Below are 17,052 nucleotides of genomic sequence, written 5' to 3'. Positions count from 1 at the left end.
ACTACCGGGGAGTATATAGTGGCAAGCATGTCGATCCTCCGCCTTTTTATATCTTCGTTTCTGGTCCTCCCCTTGGTCTTAGGCGCGGGTGTCGGGGTGTGCTATGCAAATGCAAGCACAGGGATAGACGAACATGCGCATCATTCAGTCGATGGTGGACCGTGCGATGGTGAGTGTTCTTATGACCATTGCTTTACCCATTGTGCGGTTAATGCCACAGAGCATCTCCAACAGGATGCCCTCCAACCGACGACGCGCATCGATGACCTCGACGACAATCTTGTCGCTGTATTCAAATTCAGTGAATCCATATGGCCTCAAGCGCAGGTCACTTCGAACTCGGCACGCGAGCATGTTCCGCCTCAGAGAACAGTCGATTCGCCAGTTCATCGTTATGATCGCCTGCTGAATTTGCCTGCCAACTTTTTGATGTCAGTGGCCTATCGTCGTCATTGACTGGATAGTGCCAATTTCCAAAACTAAGTTATTCCGCCAGGGCGTGCTTTTTACGCCGGGATAGCGCGCAAGCAACCAAGATTATTTGTTGGAGCGAACAATGAACAACCAAACGATGTATTCGAAATCAAGACGCCGCTTTATAACGCAAGCGGGTGCTACAGGTGCAATCCTTGGGCTCAATTCTTTGGTCCCGGCTTTTGCCGTAGAAACCTTAGGCTTAAGTCCCGAACAAGCAACCCGCCCGATTGATCTCAATATTACCCGTCAGCCCCTTGATATTGGCGGGCGGTTGGGCGATACGGTGACGATCAGTGGCTCCATTCCAGGTCCGCTTGTCCGCCTAAAAGAAGGGCAGGACGCGGTTATGCGGGTCACGAATCAACTGGATGAAGACACCTCCATTCACTGGCATGGCTTACTGGTCCCCTATGAAATGGATGGTGTCCCCGGTGTTAGCTATGCAGGCATCAAACCGGGCGAGACGTTTCGCTATGCATTCCCTGTCAAACAAAGCGGCACGTACTGGTATCACAGCCATTCTGGGTTGCAGGAACAGCAAGGTCACTATGGGCCGCTAATTATTGATCCGATTGACCCGGAGCCGTTTGCTTATGACAGGGAATACGTGGTCATGCTTTCTGACTGGACGTTTGAGAACCCAATGAGCGTTCTGAAGAAACTGAAGAAGCAAAGCGATTACTACAACTATCAACGGCGCACGGTACCTGAGTTGTTTAACGATGCTGAAGAGAACGGTTGGGGTAAAACGGTTCGAGAACGCATGGTCTGGGCGCGATCGCGGATGGCGCCGACAGACATCGCCGACATTAGCGGTGCTACCTATACCTATTTAATGAACGGAATGGCGCCAGATTCCAATTGGACAGGCTTGTTTCGGCCGGGAGAGCGCATACGCCTGCGGTTTATCAACGGCGCATCGATGAGTTACTTTGATGTCCGCATCCCGGGACTGAAAATGACCGTGGTACAAGCAGACGGGCAGAATGTTCAGCCGGTCGCTGTTGATGAATTTCGAATTGGCGTGGCGGAAACCTATGACGTCATTGTCGAGCCTGTCGACGAGGCGGCATACACGATTTTCGCAGCCTCCATGGACCGCAGCGGTTTTGCGCGCGGAACCCTGGCATCCAAAGCAGGGCTCGAGGCAGCAATACCGCCGCTAGGCAATCGTCCTGTGCGCACAATGAAGGATATGGGCATGGGTGCGATGGCGATGCCAGGTGAAATGTCTGCTAAGAAACAGACGATGGGCAGTATGGACATGTCACGCAATGGCACTGGCATGTCAACAGCATCATCGCCAGTAAAGCATGGCCCGGACCGTCACGGTAAAGGCAATACGATGGTCGCGGAATTTCCGAGTAATCGCCTGAGCGAACCGGGCAACGGACTGGAGAACAATGGCCGTCGCGTGTTGGTGTACACCGATTTACGCAGCCTGTCGCCGTATCCCGATCAACGGCCTCCGGAACGCGAAGTAGAATTGCACCTGACCGGCGTGATGGATCGGTACATGTGGTCGTTCGATGGTAAAAAGTTTTCTGAAGTGGATGGTCCTGTCCACTTTAAGTATGGCGAACGCCTGCGCTTGGTGCTGGTCAACGACACCATGATGGAACATCCGATTCACCTGCACGGTATGTGGATGGAACTCGAGAATGGCGCCGGTGAATACCGGCCGCGCAAACACACCCTCAACGTGAAGCCTGGTGAGCGGCTGACCGCGCTGATCAGTGCAGATGCCCCCGGCAACTGGGCCTTCCACTGCCACCTGTTGTATCACATGGACATGGGTATGTTTCGAGTGGTGTCGGTGACCAATGATGCAGTGTCATCGGAGAACCGCAATGGATAATCAATTGCTCACCACATCCCCCTCGATTCGAATTGTGCTAGGCAGCTTTTTGATAATTATCAATAGCTTTGCTTTCGCTGAGGAATCCGGTTGGCCGGAACCCGTTGAAGACAACTTATCGTTCGGTATGATCATCGTAGACCAGTTCGAGTATCGCGACAACGACGGCGCCGATACGCTTCGCTGGGATATGCAGGGCTGGTATGGCACCGACACCAACAAACTGTGGATGAAATTTGAAGGTGACGACCAAACATCAGCAAACGGCGGCGAGTTGGAACTTCAAGCGCTCTATAGCCGAATGATCGCGCCGTTTTGGGATTTGCAGGTCGGCCTGCGCTATGACCGACAGTATGGCTCTGGCCCCGATCAGGATCGCAGTTTTGCGGTGCTGGGCGTCCAAGGTTTAGCGCCTTATCGATTCGAAGTCGAGCCCGCCCTCTTTATCAGCGAGGATGGCGACGTCTCGGCTAGATTAGTAGGCACTTACGACCTGTTGTTCTCGCAACGCCTCATACTGCAACCTCGATTTGAAACCAATATTGCAGCCAGTTCAGTACCTAGATTTGGCGTCGGTAGCGGGTTGAATGATGTGCAACTAGGTCTGCGATTGCGTTACGAAGTTCGTCGAGAATTCGCTCCATATATTGGCGTCAGCTGGAAGCGCCAATATGGCGACACGGCTGATCTGACACGCGCTGAAGGCGGAGACGTTGATAATCTGGCATTGGTTGCCGGCTTTAGAGTGTGGTTCTAACTCGTGCATACCGAACATTCTAATTATTTGATGGGAGTTGTACCCAATGTTACCGATTGAACAAATCCACCCATTGGTCGTGCATTTCCCAATCGTCTTTGCACTATTGCTCGCAATGTTCGATTTGGTCGTTGTTTTTCGAGGGTTGTCCCTCGATGGTCGTGGCGCTATTGCTAATATCTCGGCTGGACTCGGGCTAGGCGCGGGGCTGGCCGCCGCAGTAGCTTTTGTTTTTGGTGACCTTGCGCTCGATGTCGCGCTGGCCAACGGTACGTCCCTTGCGATATTAGAAACGCATGAGGAGTTCGGACACATTGCAGCAGGTGTCTTAGTTGCTTGGGGGCTGCTACGCGCAGTTATTTGGTGGCGAGGCACCGTTCTATCGAGGCGCCTCTGCTGGGGTGCAGTGGTATTCGAGCTGGCGATTGCAGGACTGATCGTCACAACTGCTTATTTTGGTGGTCAACTCGTCTATGAATTCGGCGTCGGTGTTTCGTTGCCGTCGGGACTTTAGACTGTTTTGGTTGGGGCATGAGTCTAAATGGTTGGACTTTATTGTCCGCGTTCACTGATATGCGGAACCTGTTAGTCACCTAAGAGGGCGAGTCCTTTCTCACAGACAATACTTGTGAGCTGTGTTGACCATTGAGAGAGGGGGCTGAATATCAATTTGGCTTACATTTATGTCCTATGGCCGATTCCATTTGGATGTCTAAAAAAGATAACTACTGAGGGCATCCTTTTTAATTGAATTTCTGCAATAGACGCTACCCTTCGGGTGTCATTTCGCCCTCTCCCGCAAACGACCCCTAAAAGGGTAGGAGTATTATCAGGATCAGTGAACAACGTGGGAGTGTAAAATGTGTGGGCGTTTCAACCTGGCTGAGAGTCCTGCAGTGGACAACCTTTGCCTAAGTTTTGGTATTGATAGCGATGCACTGCGTTATTCAGGCGATATCGCTCCTGGAGCGATCATCAGCATCATCTACCAGGTTAAGTCAGATTTCCTTATTTCAGATGCCATTTGGTCGCTGTTACTGGACACTGATACATTAAAACCGCATAGGAAATATGCCACTTTCAATACCCGGAGCGACAAGCTACATCAACCGAGATCCATTGGTTATAAGTCTTTTCGTACCTCTCGCTGCATAATTCCAGCGTCAGCTTTCATTGAGGGGTTAGGGGACCGAAAAACCTATCACAAAATCGAATTTGAGAAGGAAGCTGTTGCTTTTGGTGGTTTGTATAAAGAATGGGTATCAAAAGAAACTGGCGAGATTATTAGATCTGCCAGCATTATCACGTTGCCGTCACTACCTCAGTGGGAAAAAATCCATCCTAAATCCTTTCCACTAATGCTGCCTGGCTCTGGAGATGTCAGAAGACAGTGGCTAAATCCATGTTCCCAGGATGTGGCTGAGTTTGAGGAGCTGTTAAAACCCAGAATACAAACTGTAGTGGTCAACTAATTCCGGACAATGTTTTCGATAGATCTTCAGCTTTTGTCGGTGGCACACCGTTCTTGTATTGATATGATCGACGCCAGTTGTAATAATCCATCAAGTAAAAACCAATATCTTTTGCTGCTTCGTTTTTAGTTGGGGAGTCCAGTGCCGGAACCCACTCTTATTTCAGACTTCTAAAAAGGCGTTCCATCGGTGCATTGTCCCAACAATTTCCGCGCCGACCAGTTGAATGCACCCTTACAACCCTGATCTGAATGGAACATCACATCCTGAGGTTTACCTCGCTGCTCATAGGCCATGTCCTCCGCTTTAACAACCAGCGCAGCATCGGGAATTGTCGACAACGACCAGCCCACAACACGGCGACTGTATAAATCAATGACGACTGCTAAATAATACCAGCGACTGTCTGCCCAGATATACGTCACATCACCGCACCAAACGGTGTTGGGCGCATCCACTTCAAATTCCCGATCTAGGTGGTTAGGTATATCCGGCGGCTCCACATCATCTGCGAATTTAGTCAGGCAACGGGCTGTCATCGGTACTGACAACATCACATATCAGCCGGTGATGCCCGGTCACCGTTCATAAAATGTCTGACAGCTCCTGCAAAGTGGACCAGTATCAGTGCCGGAATCAGGTAGTTGCCACCGAACTTGTGTAACCATTCCACTGGCTCATGCAGGATAGAAAGCGCCGAGAGGGGTAGGTAAAATGTGAACCAGCCAAACACATCCATACCCTCACCTTCCGTGAACAGGTACAGCGGGCCAGTCAAAACCTGCAGAAAAAGCACGCCCAGCAAGATGCGGTGCATCCACCAGGCTAGCTGACGCTGCCATTCCGACTCGCCAAGAGTTGGAGGAAAACCTTCATACAGCCGGTACCCAGTTCTCCATAACACAAATAGTAGGGCGAAAAAGCCGAGACCGATATGCAGGCCCATGATGTAGTCTTCGACCTCCTCGGTGGGAGCTCCCCCGGCCGCCAGACCAAGCACCAGCATGGCGATGACCAGCAATGCGCTCACCCAGTGATTGATTGTTGAAATTCCGGTATACCTTCTCACCTGGTTCATTACATTTCTCCTGTGCAACGGTGTGCCCAATTCTGATAGCGTGCATGATATCGCGTCCGATGATGTTGATCCAACTCATGCATCCAATTATTAGATTTTTCGTTTGGCTATCAGAGAACTTGCTGATGCAGTTACTTTTATGATTCATGGCAAAAAAACGGAGGGATAACAGCGCCCCGTTATGATTGCCTTATTCATAACAAAGACTCAAAATAACAAAATTTTGAAACCTATTAGAATCAGTATTACCCCACCTAAAAGTTCAGCTTTACTTTCCAGCCACGTACCACTTTTTGCCCCGATAAATACACCAAACCAGCTGAAGGCAAATGTGGTGACTCCAATTATTGCACAAGCCAGGAACGGGTTCACTTCAATAAGTGTTAACGTGAAGCCAGCGGCCATTGCATCAATGCTTGTAGCCAACGCTAGAATAAGCAATATTTTTTGCGTAACTTTTGCGATATCTTCTTCTATTCCAGCAGAAAAAGATTCATAAACCATTTTTCCACCGATCAATACGAGCAGAAAAAAAGCAACCCAATGAGCATACTCTTCAACCCAACCCAGCACACCTTTGCCACCCAGGAATCCAATCAAAGGCATCAAACCCTGAAAGATACCGAAGTATATTGCAGCCATGACTGCAAGTGATTTTGTTTTTTCCACATGTTTCGAACCTAGGCCAATTGATACCGCAAAAGCATCCATGCTAAGCGCGACTGCTAAAATAAAAACTTCAATCATGTACTACTCCCTTTGTAGCGGTCAACGAATCCAAGACAATGTTTTAGACAGATTTTCAGCTTTCGCCGGTGGCACACCATTGTTGTACTGATGTGGACGGCGCCAGTTGTAGTGATCCATCAAGTAATAACCAATATCCTTTGCTGCTTCGTTTTTTGTCATGTAGCCCAGTGCCGGAATCCATTCTGACTTAAGGCTGCGGAACACTCGCTCCATCGGTGCATTATCCCAGCAGTTTCCGCGACGACTCATGCTCTGTTTCATCCGATAACGCCAGAGCCTCTGACGGAACAGACGGCTTGTATACTGACATCCCTGGTCTGAGTGGAACAAGACACCCTGAGGTTTGCCACGTTGCTCAAAGGCGTTCTCCAGTGCCTTGACAGCCAGCTGCGCGTCAGGGCTGGTCGACAACGACCAGCCCACAACACGGCGACTGTATAAATCAATGACGACTGCCAAATAATGCCATCGACTGTCTGCCCAGATATACGTCACATCACCGCACCAAACGGTGTTGGGGGCATCCACTTCAAATTCCCGATCCAGGTGGTTAGGAATATCTGGCCGTTCTACATCAGATACTTTGTATGCGTGCGAGCCAGGCTGCTTGGAGACCAGCGCCGCTTCTTTCATCAGACGCCGAACTTTAAACCGTCCAACGGCATAACCCAACTCGCGCATCATTCCAACCAAGGTTCTGCTGCCGGCTGCGTTGCGCGTCGAACGGAACAGCTGCTTGGTTATGCTGCGCAGCTCCAGTCGCTCTACTTCAATTGCCTGGCTGCGTTTTCTGTAATCGTAGTAACTGCTGGTCGGCACATCGAAAGCTGTGCAAATCAGTTCAACCGGGGCCTGCTCTCTCAACTTGTCGATCAGCGCGTATGTTGCATCTGTTCGGCCATTAAGAGAGCTGTAGCCTTTTTTAAAATCGTTTTCTCTCGTTCCAGCCTGTCAATCCGGGCTTCCAGCTCCTTGATCCGTTGTTGCTCGACAGTCAATGCTTTGCTTCGGGGCGTAATGCCCGCACCTTCCTGCGTCAACTGGACGACCCAGCGCCGAAGTGCGTTCTCACCGATACCCAGGGAGCGGCTGGCCTCAACAATTGAGTATCCCTGCTGGGTAACCAGCCGGGCCGCTTCCAATTTGAATTCTGTTGTAAATGATCGTCGTTGCCTTGCCATCGAACACCTCTTTCAATGTGGTAATATTACCACCTTAAATGGTGTCCGGTTTCATTAGACCACTACAAACACCTCAGATAGTGACCCCGATAGGGAAGGTCTCTCTATGGAACGAAATAGGAGAATCACGTATCATTCAGTGAATAAGGATCACGATAGATGCCTAAAAGCTTAGATATAGAAAAAATCGTCTCATTAAAGCGGCAGGAATTAGCTGGCAAAGAAGAACATGTCCTTGAGCGTCTAATATCCAGCACTCAGTCAATTTATCACCGAACGCAGATTTCTGAGTATCACTATTCCCAGCTTGAAGAGATTGCTTCAAAATTTGATCTCGTTTTGGATTGGTTTTCTACTACATATCGAAGGCCAGGAGATACTGTTGAGATCCGTTTCGCTTATGAAGCAAATATCTTCGCATTTCTACAGAACTTGCATGCCCTGATAGATTCTTTTCCTTACGCACTGAACTTGTACTTTCGCGTTTTTGAAGACCTAGACACTCCGAAGCTAGGCTGGAGCAAAGAGTTTATTGGGAAATATCGTGATTACCCATTTAATCTTGCGCTCAAAGACTTGTGTGTAAATGAAGATTTTCAGCTATTGCGGGGCTACACGAATAAAACCAAGCATAAAAATATACTTCGTGTGCGGAATAAATGTACATACCTTGAATTTGAAAAAATAGACTACGATCACGTCACGCTTGATGCGCAGGGTGGATTCTGTAGATCACAAAAAACTTCCAGCGAAGTGAATGTTATGGAGTATTTAGCCAGGTGCCATGACAATCTTATGCCAATTTATTTCGGATTGTGGGAAGAGGTTATGATGGAGAAAGAGAGATCCATAACGAACGGATGACTTACGTTATTTCCGGTAATCTTTATTACCGGAAATAGCGGAATACTGGGGAATTAGGCTTCGCTGCCGCCTGAATACAAAGAAAGGCTTTGCTGACAGACAACTAGCAGACAGCAATCATAGGCGCTCTCAGGCGCCAACGACCCTCTTAACTGGCGCTACAGGTACAGTGGATTCAGCATATTCTGAAGTTTCAGAGTCCACGAGATCTTGCCAGAAATCGTTCTGCTTGATGTCAGGTTCTGATTCATTAGTATCAAAACAGACCCAGTTAGGACCAATGGTTTTGGCATTAACCAAGGCTTTCTGTGCCCGTTTTAACGCTTCATATACATCGATACCAGGACGTACATCAGTGACGCCAATTGAGACCGTAGCGCACTGAATGCGCTTCTCAACACGTTTGCGCAAATCTTCCGCCAGATAGGTAGCCTGGCTCATCGGCGTATTCTCAGCTATCAGAACGAATTCTTCGCCATGGTAACGGTAAAAACTATCTGTCGGTCGCAGCCGGTGTTTAATCACATCGGCGATTTTCCTTAGTAATTCATCTGCTTCACGCGGGCCTAAATCCGTGTTGTAGCGTTTGAAGTTATCGATATCGATCACCATCAGGGTCGCTGCATGACCGTGCCGTTCCGCCTGGCTCTTAATACGGGCAAGTGCGAGCTCCAGTGAAGTTCGATTTCCTGCTCTGGTCAATGGGTCTATGGTTAACATCAATTCCAACTCATTGGTTCTGGCGACTAATTGTTGGCTAAAGGCATATAAGCAAACGTTAAAAAGCGCAAATGCAGCCAGAAATCTCACCAAAAAGGCAGGCTCCAGTACGGCCAGCGAACTTACTGCAACAGCCGCTGCGATATTACAGAAAACGGCAATTCTGACAGAGAGCAGGAAGAAACTCGTCACCCCGGTGACAAACAACCACACTATCGCTGATGGGCCGAACATTGCCACCAATGCGACGGTGCAGACCATCTGCATGACAACCAAAATGATGGCAAGATTCCGGTTATAGCCTTTGCAGATAAAATGGTAAGCCAGGTAGGTTTGCAACATGATGACAGGAGCTAAAAATAGAGCCACCTGGATATTGCCGAAAACCATGTGATAGATGGAAAAAGGGATAGCGACAGAAACAGAAGCTATACTGACAATTCTTGCAAATTTCGCATAGAAACGTGAAATTCTGCTGGTATGTTGGGTCGCTGCACGCAACTGTTCAGCGACTTGCTGGGAAATTTCTGGTTGAGTCATCTATAAAGTCTACTTGTAGAGAATGAGCAAATTGTAATAAAGCCTTATACAACTTCGCTTTATCGTGACATTAATTCTCAAGCAGGTGTTCTCATTGTCACAAACTCTTCAGCAGCTGTCGGATGGATACCGATTGTTCTGTCAAAGTCTGCTTTGGTCGCGCCTGCTTGCAACGCAACAGCCATGCCTTGCATGATCTCTGCTGCGTCATCACCGGCCATGTGTATGCCGATGACCTTGTCGCTTCCCTTCTCAACCAGTAACTTCATCAAGCTGAATTCATCCTCTTTACCCATGGTGTAAAGTAACGGGCGAAAACGGCTTAAATACCGATCAAACTCAATTCCTTTGGCTTTGGCTTCCTGTTCTGTCAGGCCCACTGTTGCAATCTGCGGGTGTGAAAACACCGCAGAGGGGATTAACTCATAGGAAACTGTTGATTTGTTTTTTTGTTGTCCGAACAAGTGATGTGCCAGCGCCTGCCCCTCAGCTAAAGCCACAGGTGTCAAGGCTACACGATCAATCACATCACCAACGGCGTATACGCCGGAGAGTTTCGTCTGGAATGAATCATCGACTTTCACAGCACCCTTGGCAGTCAGTTCAACACCAATTTCTGCCAGGTTAAGGCCCGCAGTATTGGGGCGTCTTCCAGTGGCAAAAATGACCTGGTCAACCTGTTGCTCGGTCCCATCAGAGTAATAAACGTGTTTTTTCTCTGATGACGGGACTGCTTCAATCCGGACTACTTCAGTTTTCAGGCGCGTATTATACTGATCGATCGCTCGATTGCTATAAAAATCACTGATATCTTGATCGAATTCAGTTAAAAGCTTGTCTCTACGATGCACTAAGGTGACTTGTGTTCCCAAACCGTGGAAAACACCTGCAAGTTCACAGGCAATAAAGCCACCACCGACCACGATGACATCTTCTGGCTGCTTTTCCAGGGCGAAAAATCCATCAGAATCGAGCGCGAGTTCAGAGCCCGGGATTGCTGGAATAAAAGGTTCTCCTCCGGTAGCAATAAGGATATGCCGTGCACGGATTGACTGCCCCGCTACCTCAATAAGGCCCGGTTCTGTGATTGTTGCTTTGCCGTGATGAATTTCGACACCGGCATTTACCAGCAGATTTTGATAAATACCATTAAGTCTTTGAATTTCTGTGTCTTTGTTCTTTTTTAATACAGACCAGTCGAAAGAGCGGCTCGAGCCTGACCAACCGTAAGATTCACTTACCTGGGTCTGCAGTGATGCATGAGCAGCATAACTGTAAAGCTTTTTGGGTATGCAGCCTACATTGACACAGGTGCCACCCAGGAACCTGGATTCAGCGATAGCCGTTTTGGCACCCAGCGAAGCAGCTGTCCTTGCCGCTCGAACGCCGCCAGATCCGGCACCAATCACAAAAAAATCATATTCAGGTTTCTTAGTATCTATCATCAGACAATTCCAGGTTGAGAATTTAGCGTGGACATTATTGCGTGTTATTTATGAACAAAACAGCCCTGCTGCAACTCAGCCTGAATACGATAGAATGATTTAAATAACAATTATCATTTCCAACGCAATCTGGACATTCATTTGAGTTCACCTGATATCGATATTTGTATCATTGGCGCAGGCGTTATCGGTACGTCAATCACCAGGCAGGTTAATCTGGCCTACCCTGACCTCACCATCATGCTTATCGAGCAAAATCAAAATCCTGGCATGGTGACTAGCGCACGGAACAGCGAAGTTCTGCATGCCGGATTATATTATCCGCCGCATTCGCTAAAAGCGAAGCACTGTATTAGAGGTCATCAGAAACTGATGAAGTTTTGTGAGGAGCGTCACGTTCCCTGTCACAATTCAGGGAAATATATTGTTGCCAATGAAGGTGAAGAAGCTACGTTATTGGGCATTGAGCGCAATGCCAGCGCTTGTGGTGTGACTTCGCTAGAGCATGTGACACGGAAAGCATTAAAACAACTTGAGCCTAATATTAAGGCTGACCAGGCGCTATTCTCCCCTGCTACCGCAATCATCGATTCTCACCAGTTAATGCTGGCACTTCAGGCAGATATCCCGGCTACAACCATTGCGCTTGCAACCGAGCTGATCGCCATCAGCCCATATTCCTATAAAGGCCACACGGCATTTTCACTGGTATTCAGGGATCACAACACATTCAGTGAATTTACTGTTTCCTCACAACTGCTGATCAACGCTGCAGGATTGACTGCACCTCTTCTGGCTAATGAGCTGTATCAAAAATGTGGCGAACAGATGCGACGCCCTGACTGGTTACGAGGTCACTTTGAGTACAGTAAAGGAAACTATTTTGGATACAGCGGCCAGTCGCCATTTTCCAGCCTGGTTTACCCTGTGCCAGCCAGGGACGGGCGTGGTCTGGGTGTCCATGCGACTCTGGATTTAGCAGGTCAGTGCCGATTTGGCCCGGATGTCGAACGGCTGCAGCTGGATTCTGAAGCTATTAAAGGCGCCAATCTTAGCGCTGCAACCATCTATGAGGTGGATTCAGCACGGTTAGATCACTTTATTCAGCAGATCTCCAGGTACTATCCGTCTCTGGACCCTTCAAGGCTGCAACCGGATTACAGCGGAATACGCTGCCAATGGAAAAGTCCTGCTGGATATACTGACTTTCAGATTGATGACCAGCTGGCATCAGGTGTCGGGTTGCTGCAATACCTGGGCATTGACTCACCCGGCCTGACCTCAAGTCTGTCACTGGCTGAAGATGCCGTGCAGCGGATCAGGCTGAGTGGACTGTTTCACTGATATTGCGACTGCATATCTGAAATATGTGCGTAAACCTCAGCGCTACCATCGGCATTGAGGAGCATGACATCGTAGGGCGCCAGTTGCTCACCCACTTCCATTCCCGGGCTACCGATTGGCATGCCAGGTACTGCCAGGCCAATCGTGTCTGCAGGAGGGTTAGCCAGGTACTGGTGGACCAGGTAAGCAGGAACGTGGCCTTCAAATACAGCGCCGCTTTCAGCCACTGCCGTATGGCAGGAGTGATAACGCAGGTTAATACCACGTCTGAGCTTCTCTTGTGTCAGCTCTCCATTATCACGGTTCATTACCGTAAAGGCGAATCCCCTCTCCTCTGCATGTTGCTGCCAGAACCCGCAGCAGCCGCAAGTCGGGCTTTTGTACAGTTCCATGGCAATTGTACCGTTAGCGCTGGCTGCAACGGCTTGGCTACCCTCTTGTTCCTGTGAACAGGACAACAACAATACGGAGAGAAAGGTCAACGCAAAAAACCGGATCATGGCAGAGACTCCATTTTGAATTCAACAGACAGACTTATTGTATCGCGTTGTCTGATTGTTTGCCTGCACAACTGAGCAGCCATTGTGGAATACTTTTCATCACAGGCCAATCAGCACGGTTGTTGTCGGTATGAATCCAGTGTTCCACCGCGTCAACAAAGTCTCTTGGTGGTTTTAGTAATAGCATTAGATATCCGCCCTTGTTTTGCGGGCCTGTACCGGCGGGCAGGATCATGAGGGTCTTGGCCTGAAGGCAGTATTGATTGCCTTCAGGTAACTGAAGCAGCAGGATTTGCCCAACAGGTACCTGTGGCGGCAAAGATGCCCGGACTGGTTGAGCTGGAACGAACACAGCCCCTTCACCAATGAAGGGCAACCAGCATTGAGCGAGAGCCGCGCCGTCAAGATAACGAGCAAGATGAAAGGGGTGCTTTAACTGTCGCTTTTTATTGCCGCTCTCTGCCATAGCGTAAAGAGGTACTCATAGGTCATTAACGGATTGATATTTGCTGTGGCAGCCAACTCCTGCTGGGCAGCAGTCAATGCCTGATACACCTTTTGCCAGACCATTGATGTGGCCTGGTACTGTTCATTGTCTGAATCAAGCGCACTGCTGCGAACCTTTTCCAATACAAGTTGCTGCAACAATGGTATAGCGTATTGACTGGGCTGTTGCTCACATTGTTTTGCCACTTCCATTGATAGCAGGTGACCTGTTTCCATTTTTTTGATCATCTGCTGCATCTCGGAAAACCAGGCTGGTACTCCAGCTTCCGTCATTTCAACGGCACGCATTGGTCTGTTTGTAGCCAACCTCAAAGCTTCTTGCATCTGCTCTGGTGTTTCGGCGGGGCTAACTGTTTTCAAATAAGTCATCGCCTCATCAACACCGGGCAGAGGCAGGTTTACTGGCTGGCAGCGGCTGCGAACCGTAGCCAGCAAACTGGCATCCGCATTGGCAACGAGCAGAAAAACAACTCCCTCAGGCGGTTCTTCCAGACTTTTTAATAGTGCGTTTGCTGCTGCAGCCGCCATCGCCTCAGCCGGACGAATAATGATGATCCGCTTTGATCCGGCCTGGTTGCTGGTCTGGTTGATACGTGAGCTCAATGCTCTGATGGCATCTACTTTTATGATCTTACTCGGTAATTCCGGGGTAACTTCGAAAAAATCCGGATGGTTGCTGCTGAGCCACAGCTGACAGGACCGGCATTGCTGGCAGGCTTCTTTGTGCTGTGTTTTATCCTGATTTTCACACAACAGCCATTGCGCGAAATACCGGGCAAACTCCAAGCGGCCGGTTCCCTGAGGCCCAATCAGCAAATAAGCATGCGCCAGACGGTTACGGCCCACCTGCTCGATCAGAGATGACCAGGATTCGCGCTGCCAGGAGAAATAGCTTGTCGAAGTCATGGTTGATCACTCAAGTTTAATGACAGCAACAGGCGGCGCTCTATTTCTTCCTGGACTTCTGATAGAGGTGCAGAGGCATCGATGACTAAGAAGCGCCCAGGTTCAGCGTCGGCCCGCTCCTGGTACCCCTTTCGAACACGCTCAAAAAAAGTCAGTTTTTCCTTCTCAAAACGATCCGGCGTGCCGCACTGGCCAGCCCGGGCAAGTCCGATAGCGGGATCAATATCCAGCAGCACGGTCAAATCTGGCCGTAACTCTCCTTGCACCAGCGCTTCCAGTGCAGCGATGACATCACGGTTTAATCCCCTGCCCGCGCCTTGGTAGGCAAAAGTGGCATCTGTGAAGCGGTCACACAATACCCACTTGCCAGCAGCCAGTGCCGGTTTGATTTTTTGCTGTAAGTGTTGAGCCCGGGCCGCAAAAACCAATAATAATTCAGTTAATTCACCCACTGGCTCGCTGTGATCACTGAGCAGTAATTCCCGTATTTTCTCTGCCAGCTCAGTCCCACCCGGCTCTCGCGTTACCAGGCAATCAATACCCTGCTTCTTAAGCAGTTGCGTAATAAACTGGATATTGGTCGATTTACCCACGCCCTCGCCGCCTTCCAGGGTAAGAAAGCGGCCACTGACGGGTGTGTTATTACTGACTGTCATTTTGATTCCGTATGTACTGGTTAACTGCTTTATTATGCGCTTCCAGTGTTGCTGAGAACTGATGGCTGCCATCACCACGTGAGACAAAGTACAGTGAGTCACCATCCGCTGGATGCAATGCGGCCACAATGGACTCATAACCGGCCAAAGCAATAGGTGTTGGCGGTAAACCATTGATTCTATATGTATTCCAGGGCGTTTCCTCACGCAAATCCTGACGGCGAATATTACCTTGATACCGCTCTCCCATACCATATATGACGGTGGGGTCTGACTGCAGACGCATACCTTGCTGGAGGCGGCGGACGAAAACACCAGCGATATCCGCCTTCTCCGCATGATTGCCAGCTTCGCGTTCAATAACCGATGCCAGAATCATGGCGTCCCATGGCGAATTCAGAGGCAGGTTCTCTGCCCTCTCCTGCCAGGCCTCATTCAATAACGTAGTCAGGCGGTTACTGGCTTGACGGAGAATTTGCTGGTCAGTGGTACCGCGCGTATGGAAATAGGTGTCTGGAAAAAAACTGCCTTCCAGCGCAGGAAACGTGATGCCCAGACGTTCTTTGATTTCGTCATGGGAAAGCCCCTGAAGTGTTGCTTCGACAGTATCTGTGGCCCAGAGCGCTGCCAGCGCCTGATCAACAGTCCAGCCTTCGATAAATTGCACAGGATACTGGATGTGCTTGCCTGATATAAACAGATCAACAATTTCCCGGGGAGTCATGTTCTGTTCAATGCGGTATTCTCCGGCCTGAATCTGGCGATCCAGACCAAGGTAGCGGACCCATAATGAATACAGTCCAGGCCACTTCAAGCCTGACTCAACCGTGAGCTCTGCTGCGATCTGGTTCATGCCAGAACCCGGTTCAATAGTAAAAACGATGTCACCCGCTGCCTGCTCAGACGACGCGATCACAGGTGTCTCCAGGTAACGGTTAAACCAGACAATGATGGCAATGGCTGCCATGCAAAGTGTTAGCATAGAAACTGCAGCGATGATCACCCCTTTACGGTATACACTAGCTGGAATTGCCACAGAACTCTCCGATCAAAGCCTGACAGCGTGCCGTTACTGACCGCTCGGTAAATGTTAACTGACGTGTTAGTTGAGTGGTTACTGACCCGGGGGCTGCCTCAGCAACGATATCATGGGCCTCGCAAGCCTCAGCTACACCTGTCCGTTGCAGGTAAAGCGTATGCACAGGCTGAATCCCAATGACACTATTACAGATAAACAGCTCGCTCGCTGCAATGATTTTATCCAGTGGCAACGTGCCAATACTAAAAGCGATACCAGTCTGCTGGCATTTAGCCAGTAATGCATCCCGCATAATGCCAGCGACACCACTACGGGACAGTTCGGGAGTCATCAATATGCCATCAACCACAGCAAATATATTGCTGCGACTCCCTTCTACAAAGGCACCACCGGCATCACAGAGCAGTGCTTCACTTAAGTCAGCGTACTGAGGGTGTGAATGACGCAGAGCAGAGAGTTCCTGGCTGGCCAGTACTGAATCCAGTCTGTTGAGATGCTTGATACCAGCCAGCAAGGGATTTTCTGTGATTGGGATTGTGCTTTGCAGGGCTGCGATACCATCCAGGCTAAGGCGCTCCAGGGCATCCGGTAGCGGGTGAGACTGGAGTATCAAGCGGGGGATCGCGGGCTCCGGTGGCAAGTACCCTCGGCCACCGCTACCTCGGCTAACGATAAGTTTAACGACCGCCGCCGGGCAGCCTTGTTTCTTTAGCTCAGTGGTAAAAAGATCCACCTGCTTGCACAGGTGGCTCAGGCTCAGTGGTAGCTTGAGTCGCTGACATCCACGTTCAAGGCGTTGCAGATGCGCATCGAGTAGCAGAAGCTCACTGCCATTCCAGCGCATCGTCTCAAACAGACCATCGCCATATTGCGTCGCACGGTCAGTGACAGGCAGGCTGTCAGACTGCTCACCATCAATAAATGTCAGGGACTGCCAGCCTCGTCTAGTCACGACTAA

The 17,052-nt window shown here is 49.5% G+C and carries 18 protein-coding genes and 1 pseudogene; 6 read left to right on the top strand and 13 right to left on the bottom strand.

Features of this window, described 5'->3' with window-relative positions; genetic code table 11:
- Positions 1-144: 144 nt before the first annotated feature.
- Positions 145-354, bottom strand: coding sequence for a hypothetical protein (locus tag PSCS_RS04250; protein ID WP_136629442.1), 210 nt, complete (start codon positions 352-354; stop codon positions 145-147).
- A 217-nt stretch (positions 355-571) separates the two neighbouring features.
- Here PSCS_RS04250 and PSCS_RS04245 point away from each other — a divergent pair, with 217 nt between their 5' ends.
- The 4 genes from PSCS_RS04245 to PSCS_RS04230 all read left to right on the top strand — a co-directional run bounded on the left by PSCS_RS04245 (position 572) and on the right by PSCS_RS04230 (position 4,564).
- Complete coding sequence (locus PSCS_RS04245) at positions 572-2,335, top strand: copper resistance system multicopper oxidase (protein ID WP_232790078.1); 1,764 nt, start codon at positions 572-574, stop codon at positions 2,333-2,335.
- Positions 2,328-3,092 carry a copper resistance protein B gene (locus tag PSCS_RS04240; protein ID WP_082866549.1) on the top strand — a complete coding sequence of 255 codons (765 nt, stop codon included), beginning with the start codon at positions 2,328-2,330 and terminating at the stop codon, positions 3,090-3,092. The genes PSCS_RS04245 and PSCS_RS04240 overlap by 8 nt, the downstream gene beginning before the upstream one ends.
- 46 nt (positions 3,093-3,138) lie before the next feature.
- A complete protein-coding gene (locus PSCS_RS04235) occupies positions 3,139-3,606 on the top strand; it encodes a DUF2231 domain-containing protein (RefSeq protein ID WP_020932527.1) in 468 nt (155 codons plus the stop codon).
- Positions 3,607-3,952: 346 nt separating this feature from the next.
- Entirely contained in the window at positions 3,953-4,564 is a 612-nt protein-coding gene (locus PSCS_RS04230) for an SOS response-associated peptidase family protein (protein WP_068810561.1), read from the top strand.
- Here the strand turns inward: PSCS_RS04230 and PSCS_RS16070 are convergent.
- From PSCS_RS16070 to PSCS_RS04210, 4 genes and pseudogenes are all read right to left on the bottom strand, one after another.
- Positions 4,557-5,064: pseudogene (locus PSCS_RS16070) on the bottom strand (DDE-type integrase/transposase/recombinase); the annotation flags it as partial. The gene PSCS_RS04230 and the pseudogene PSCS_RS16070 sit on opposite strands and share 8 nt — an antisense overlap.
- A 53-nt stretch (positions 5,065-5,117) precedes the next feature.
- The gene (locus PSCS_RS04220; RefSeq protein WP_068810559.1) at positions 5,118-5,642 is read right to left on the bottom strand and encodes a cytochrome b; all 525 of its coding nucleotides are present in this window, start codon (positions 5,640-5,642) and stop codon (positions 5,118-5,120) included.
- Positions 5,643-5,849: 207 nt separating this feature from the next.
- Positions 5,850-6,389 carry a manganese efflux pump MntP gene (locus PSCS_RS04215; protein ID WP_068810558.1) on the bottom strand — a complete coding sequence of 180 codons (540 nt, stop codon included), beginning with the start codon at positions 6,387-6,389 and terminating at the stop codon, positions 5,850-5,852.
- Between the two features lie 21 nt (positions 6,390-6,410).
- Positions 6,411-7,573 (bottom strand): IS3 family transposase gene (locus PSCS_RS04210; RefSeq protein ID WP_106387075.1). Its coding sequence is split into 2 segments (ribosomal slippage): positions 6,411-7,318 and positions 7,318-7,573, totalling 1,164 coding nucleotides; the frame shifts between segments, so codons are not numbered across the junction.
- 159 nt (positions 7,574-7,732) lie between these two features.
- Here PSCS_RS04210 and PSCS_RS04200 point away from each other — a divergent pair.
- A complete protein-coding gene (locus tag PSCS_RS04200; protein ID WP_068810555.1) occupies positions 7,733-8,437 on the top strand; it encodes a hypothetical protein in 705 nt (234 codons plus the stop codon).
- Between the two features lie 129 nt (positions 8,438-8,566).
- Here PSCS_RS04200 and PSCS_RS04195 read toward each other — a convergent pair whose 3' ends face one another.
- Complete coding sequence (locus tag PSCS_RS04195) at positions 8,567-9,697, bottom strand: GGDEF domain-containing protein (RefSeq protein ID WP_068810554.1); 1,131 nt, start codon at positions 9,695-9,697, stop codon at positions 8,567-8,569.
- A 77-nt stretch (positions 9,698-9,774) separates the two neighbouring features.
- Complete coding sequence (gorA, locus tag PSCS_RS04190; RefSeq protein WP_068810553.1) at positions 9,775-11,142, bottom strand: glutathione-disulfide reductase; 1,368 nt, start codon at positions 11,140-11,142, stop codon at positions 9,775-9,777.
- A 141-nt stretch (positions 11,143-11,283) separates the two neighbouring features.
- Between gorA and PSCS_RS04185 the strand changes: the two genes are divergently transcribed.
- Positions 11,284-12,486 (top strand): NAD(P)/FAD-dependent oxidoreductase, encoded by a 1,203-nt coding sequence (locus PSCS_RS04185; RefSeq protein ID WP_068810552.1) that lies wholly within the window; start codon positions 11,284-11,286, stop codon positions 12,484-12,486.
- On the opposite strand, the gene PSCS_RS04180 is transcribed toward PSCS_RS04185, so the two are convergent.
- From PSCS_RS04180 to pabC, 6 genes are read right to left on the bottom strand one after another with little or no spacing between them, the layout of a single operon-like run.
- A complete protein-coding gene (locus PSCS_RS04180) occupies positions 12,480-12,986 on the bottom strand; it encodes a DUF411 domain-containing protein (protein WP_068810551.1) in 507 nt (168 codons plus the stop codon). The two genes, PSCS_RS04185 and PSCS_RS04180, sit on opposite strands and share 7 nt — an antisense overlap.
- 34 nt (positions 12,987-13,020) lie before the next feature.
- Positions 13,021-13,452, bottom strand: a complete 432-nt coding sequence (locus tag PSCS_RS04175; RefSeq protein ID WP_068810550.1) for a hypothetical protein — start codon at positions 13,450-13,452, stop codon at positions 13,021-13,023.
- Positions 13,419-14,399: a DNA polymerase III subunit delta' gene (gene holB / locus PSCS_RS04170; RefSeq protein WP_068810549.1), complete on the bottom strand. Its 981-nt coding sequence runs from the start codon at positions 14,397-14,399 to the stop codon at positions 13,419-13,421. The genes PSCS_RS04175 and holB overlap by 34 nt, the downstream gene beginning before the upstream one ends.
- The gene (gene tmk, locus PSCS_RS04165; protein WP_068810548.1) at positions 14,396-15,055 is read right to left on the bottom strand and encodes a dTMP kinase; all 660 of its coding nucleotides are present in this window, start codon (positions 15,053-15,055) and stop codon (positions 14,396-14,398) included. The genes holB and tmk overlap by 4 nt, the downstream gene beginning before the upstream one ends.
- On the bottom strand, positions 15,042-16,091 hold the full coding sequence (gene mltG / locus PSCS_RS04160; protein ID WP_157885617.1) for an endolytic transglycosylase MltG: 1,050 nt from the start codon (positions 16,089-16,091) through the stop codon (positions 15,042-15,044). The genes tmk and mltG overlap by 14 nt, the downstream gene beginning before the upstream one ends.
- The gene (gene pabC, locus PSCS_RS04155) at positions 16,075-17,046 is read right to left on the bottom strand and encodes an aminodeoxychorismate lyase (RefSeq protein ID WP_068810546.1); all 972 of its coding nucleotides are present in this window, start codon (positions 17,044-17,046) and stop codon (positions 16,075-16,077) included. Before pabC ends, mltG begins: the two co-directional genes overlap by 17 nt.
- Positions 17,047-17,052: the final 6 nt, after the last annotated feature.

It is taken from the genome of Pseudohongiella nitratireducens (genome assembly GCF_001642735.1).
GTDB classification, from domain to species: domain Bacteria; phylum Pseudomonadota; class Gammaproteobacteria; order Pseudomonadales; family Pseudohongiellaceae; genus Pseudohongiella; species Pseudohongiella nitratireducens.
The sequence above is the reverse complement of the archived record's forward strand: the minus strand, read 5'-3'. Positions and strand labels throughout refer to the sequence as shown.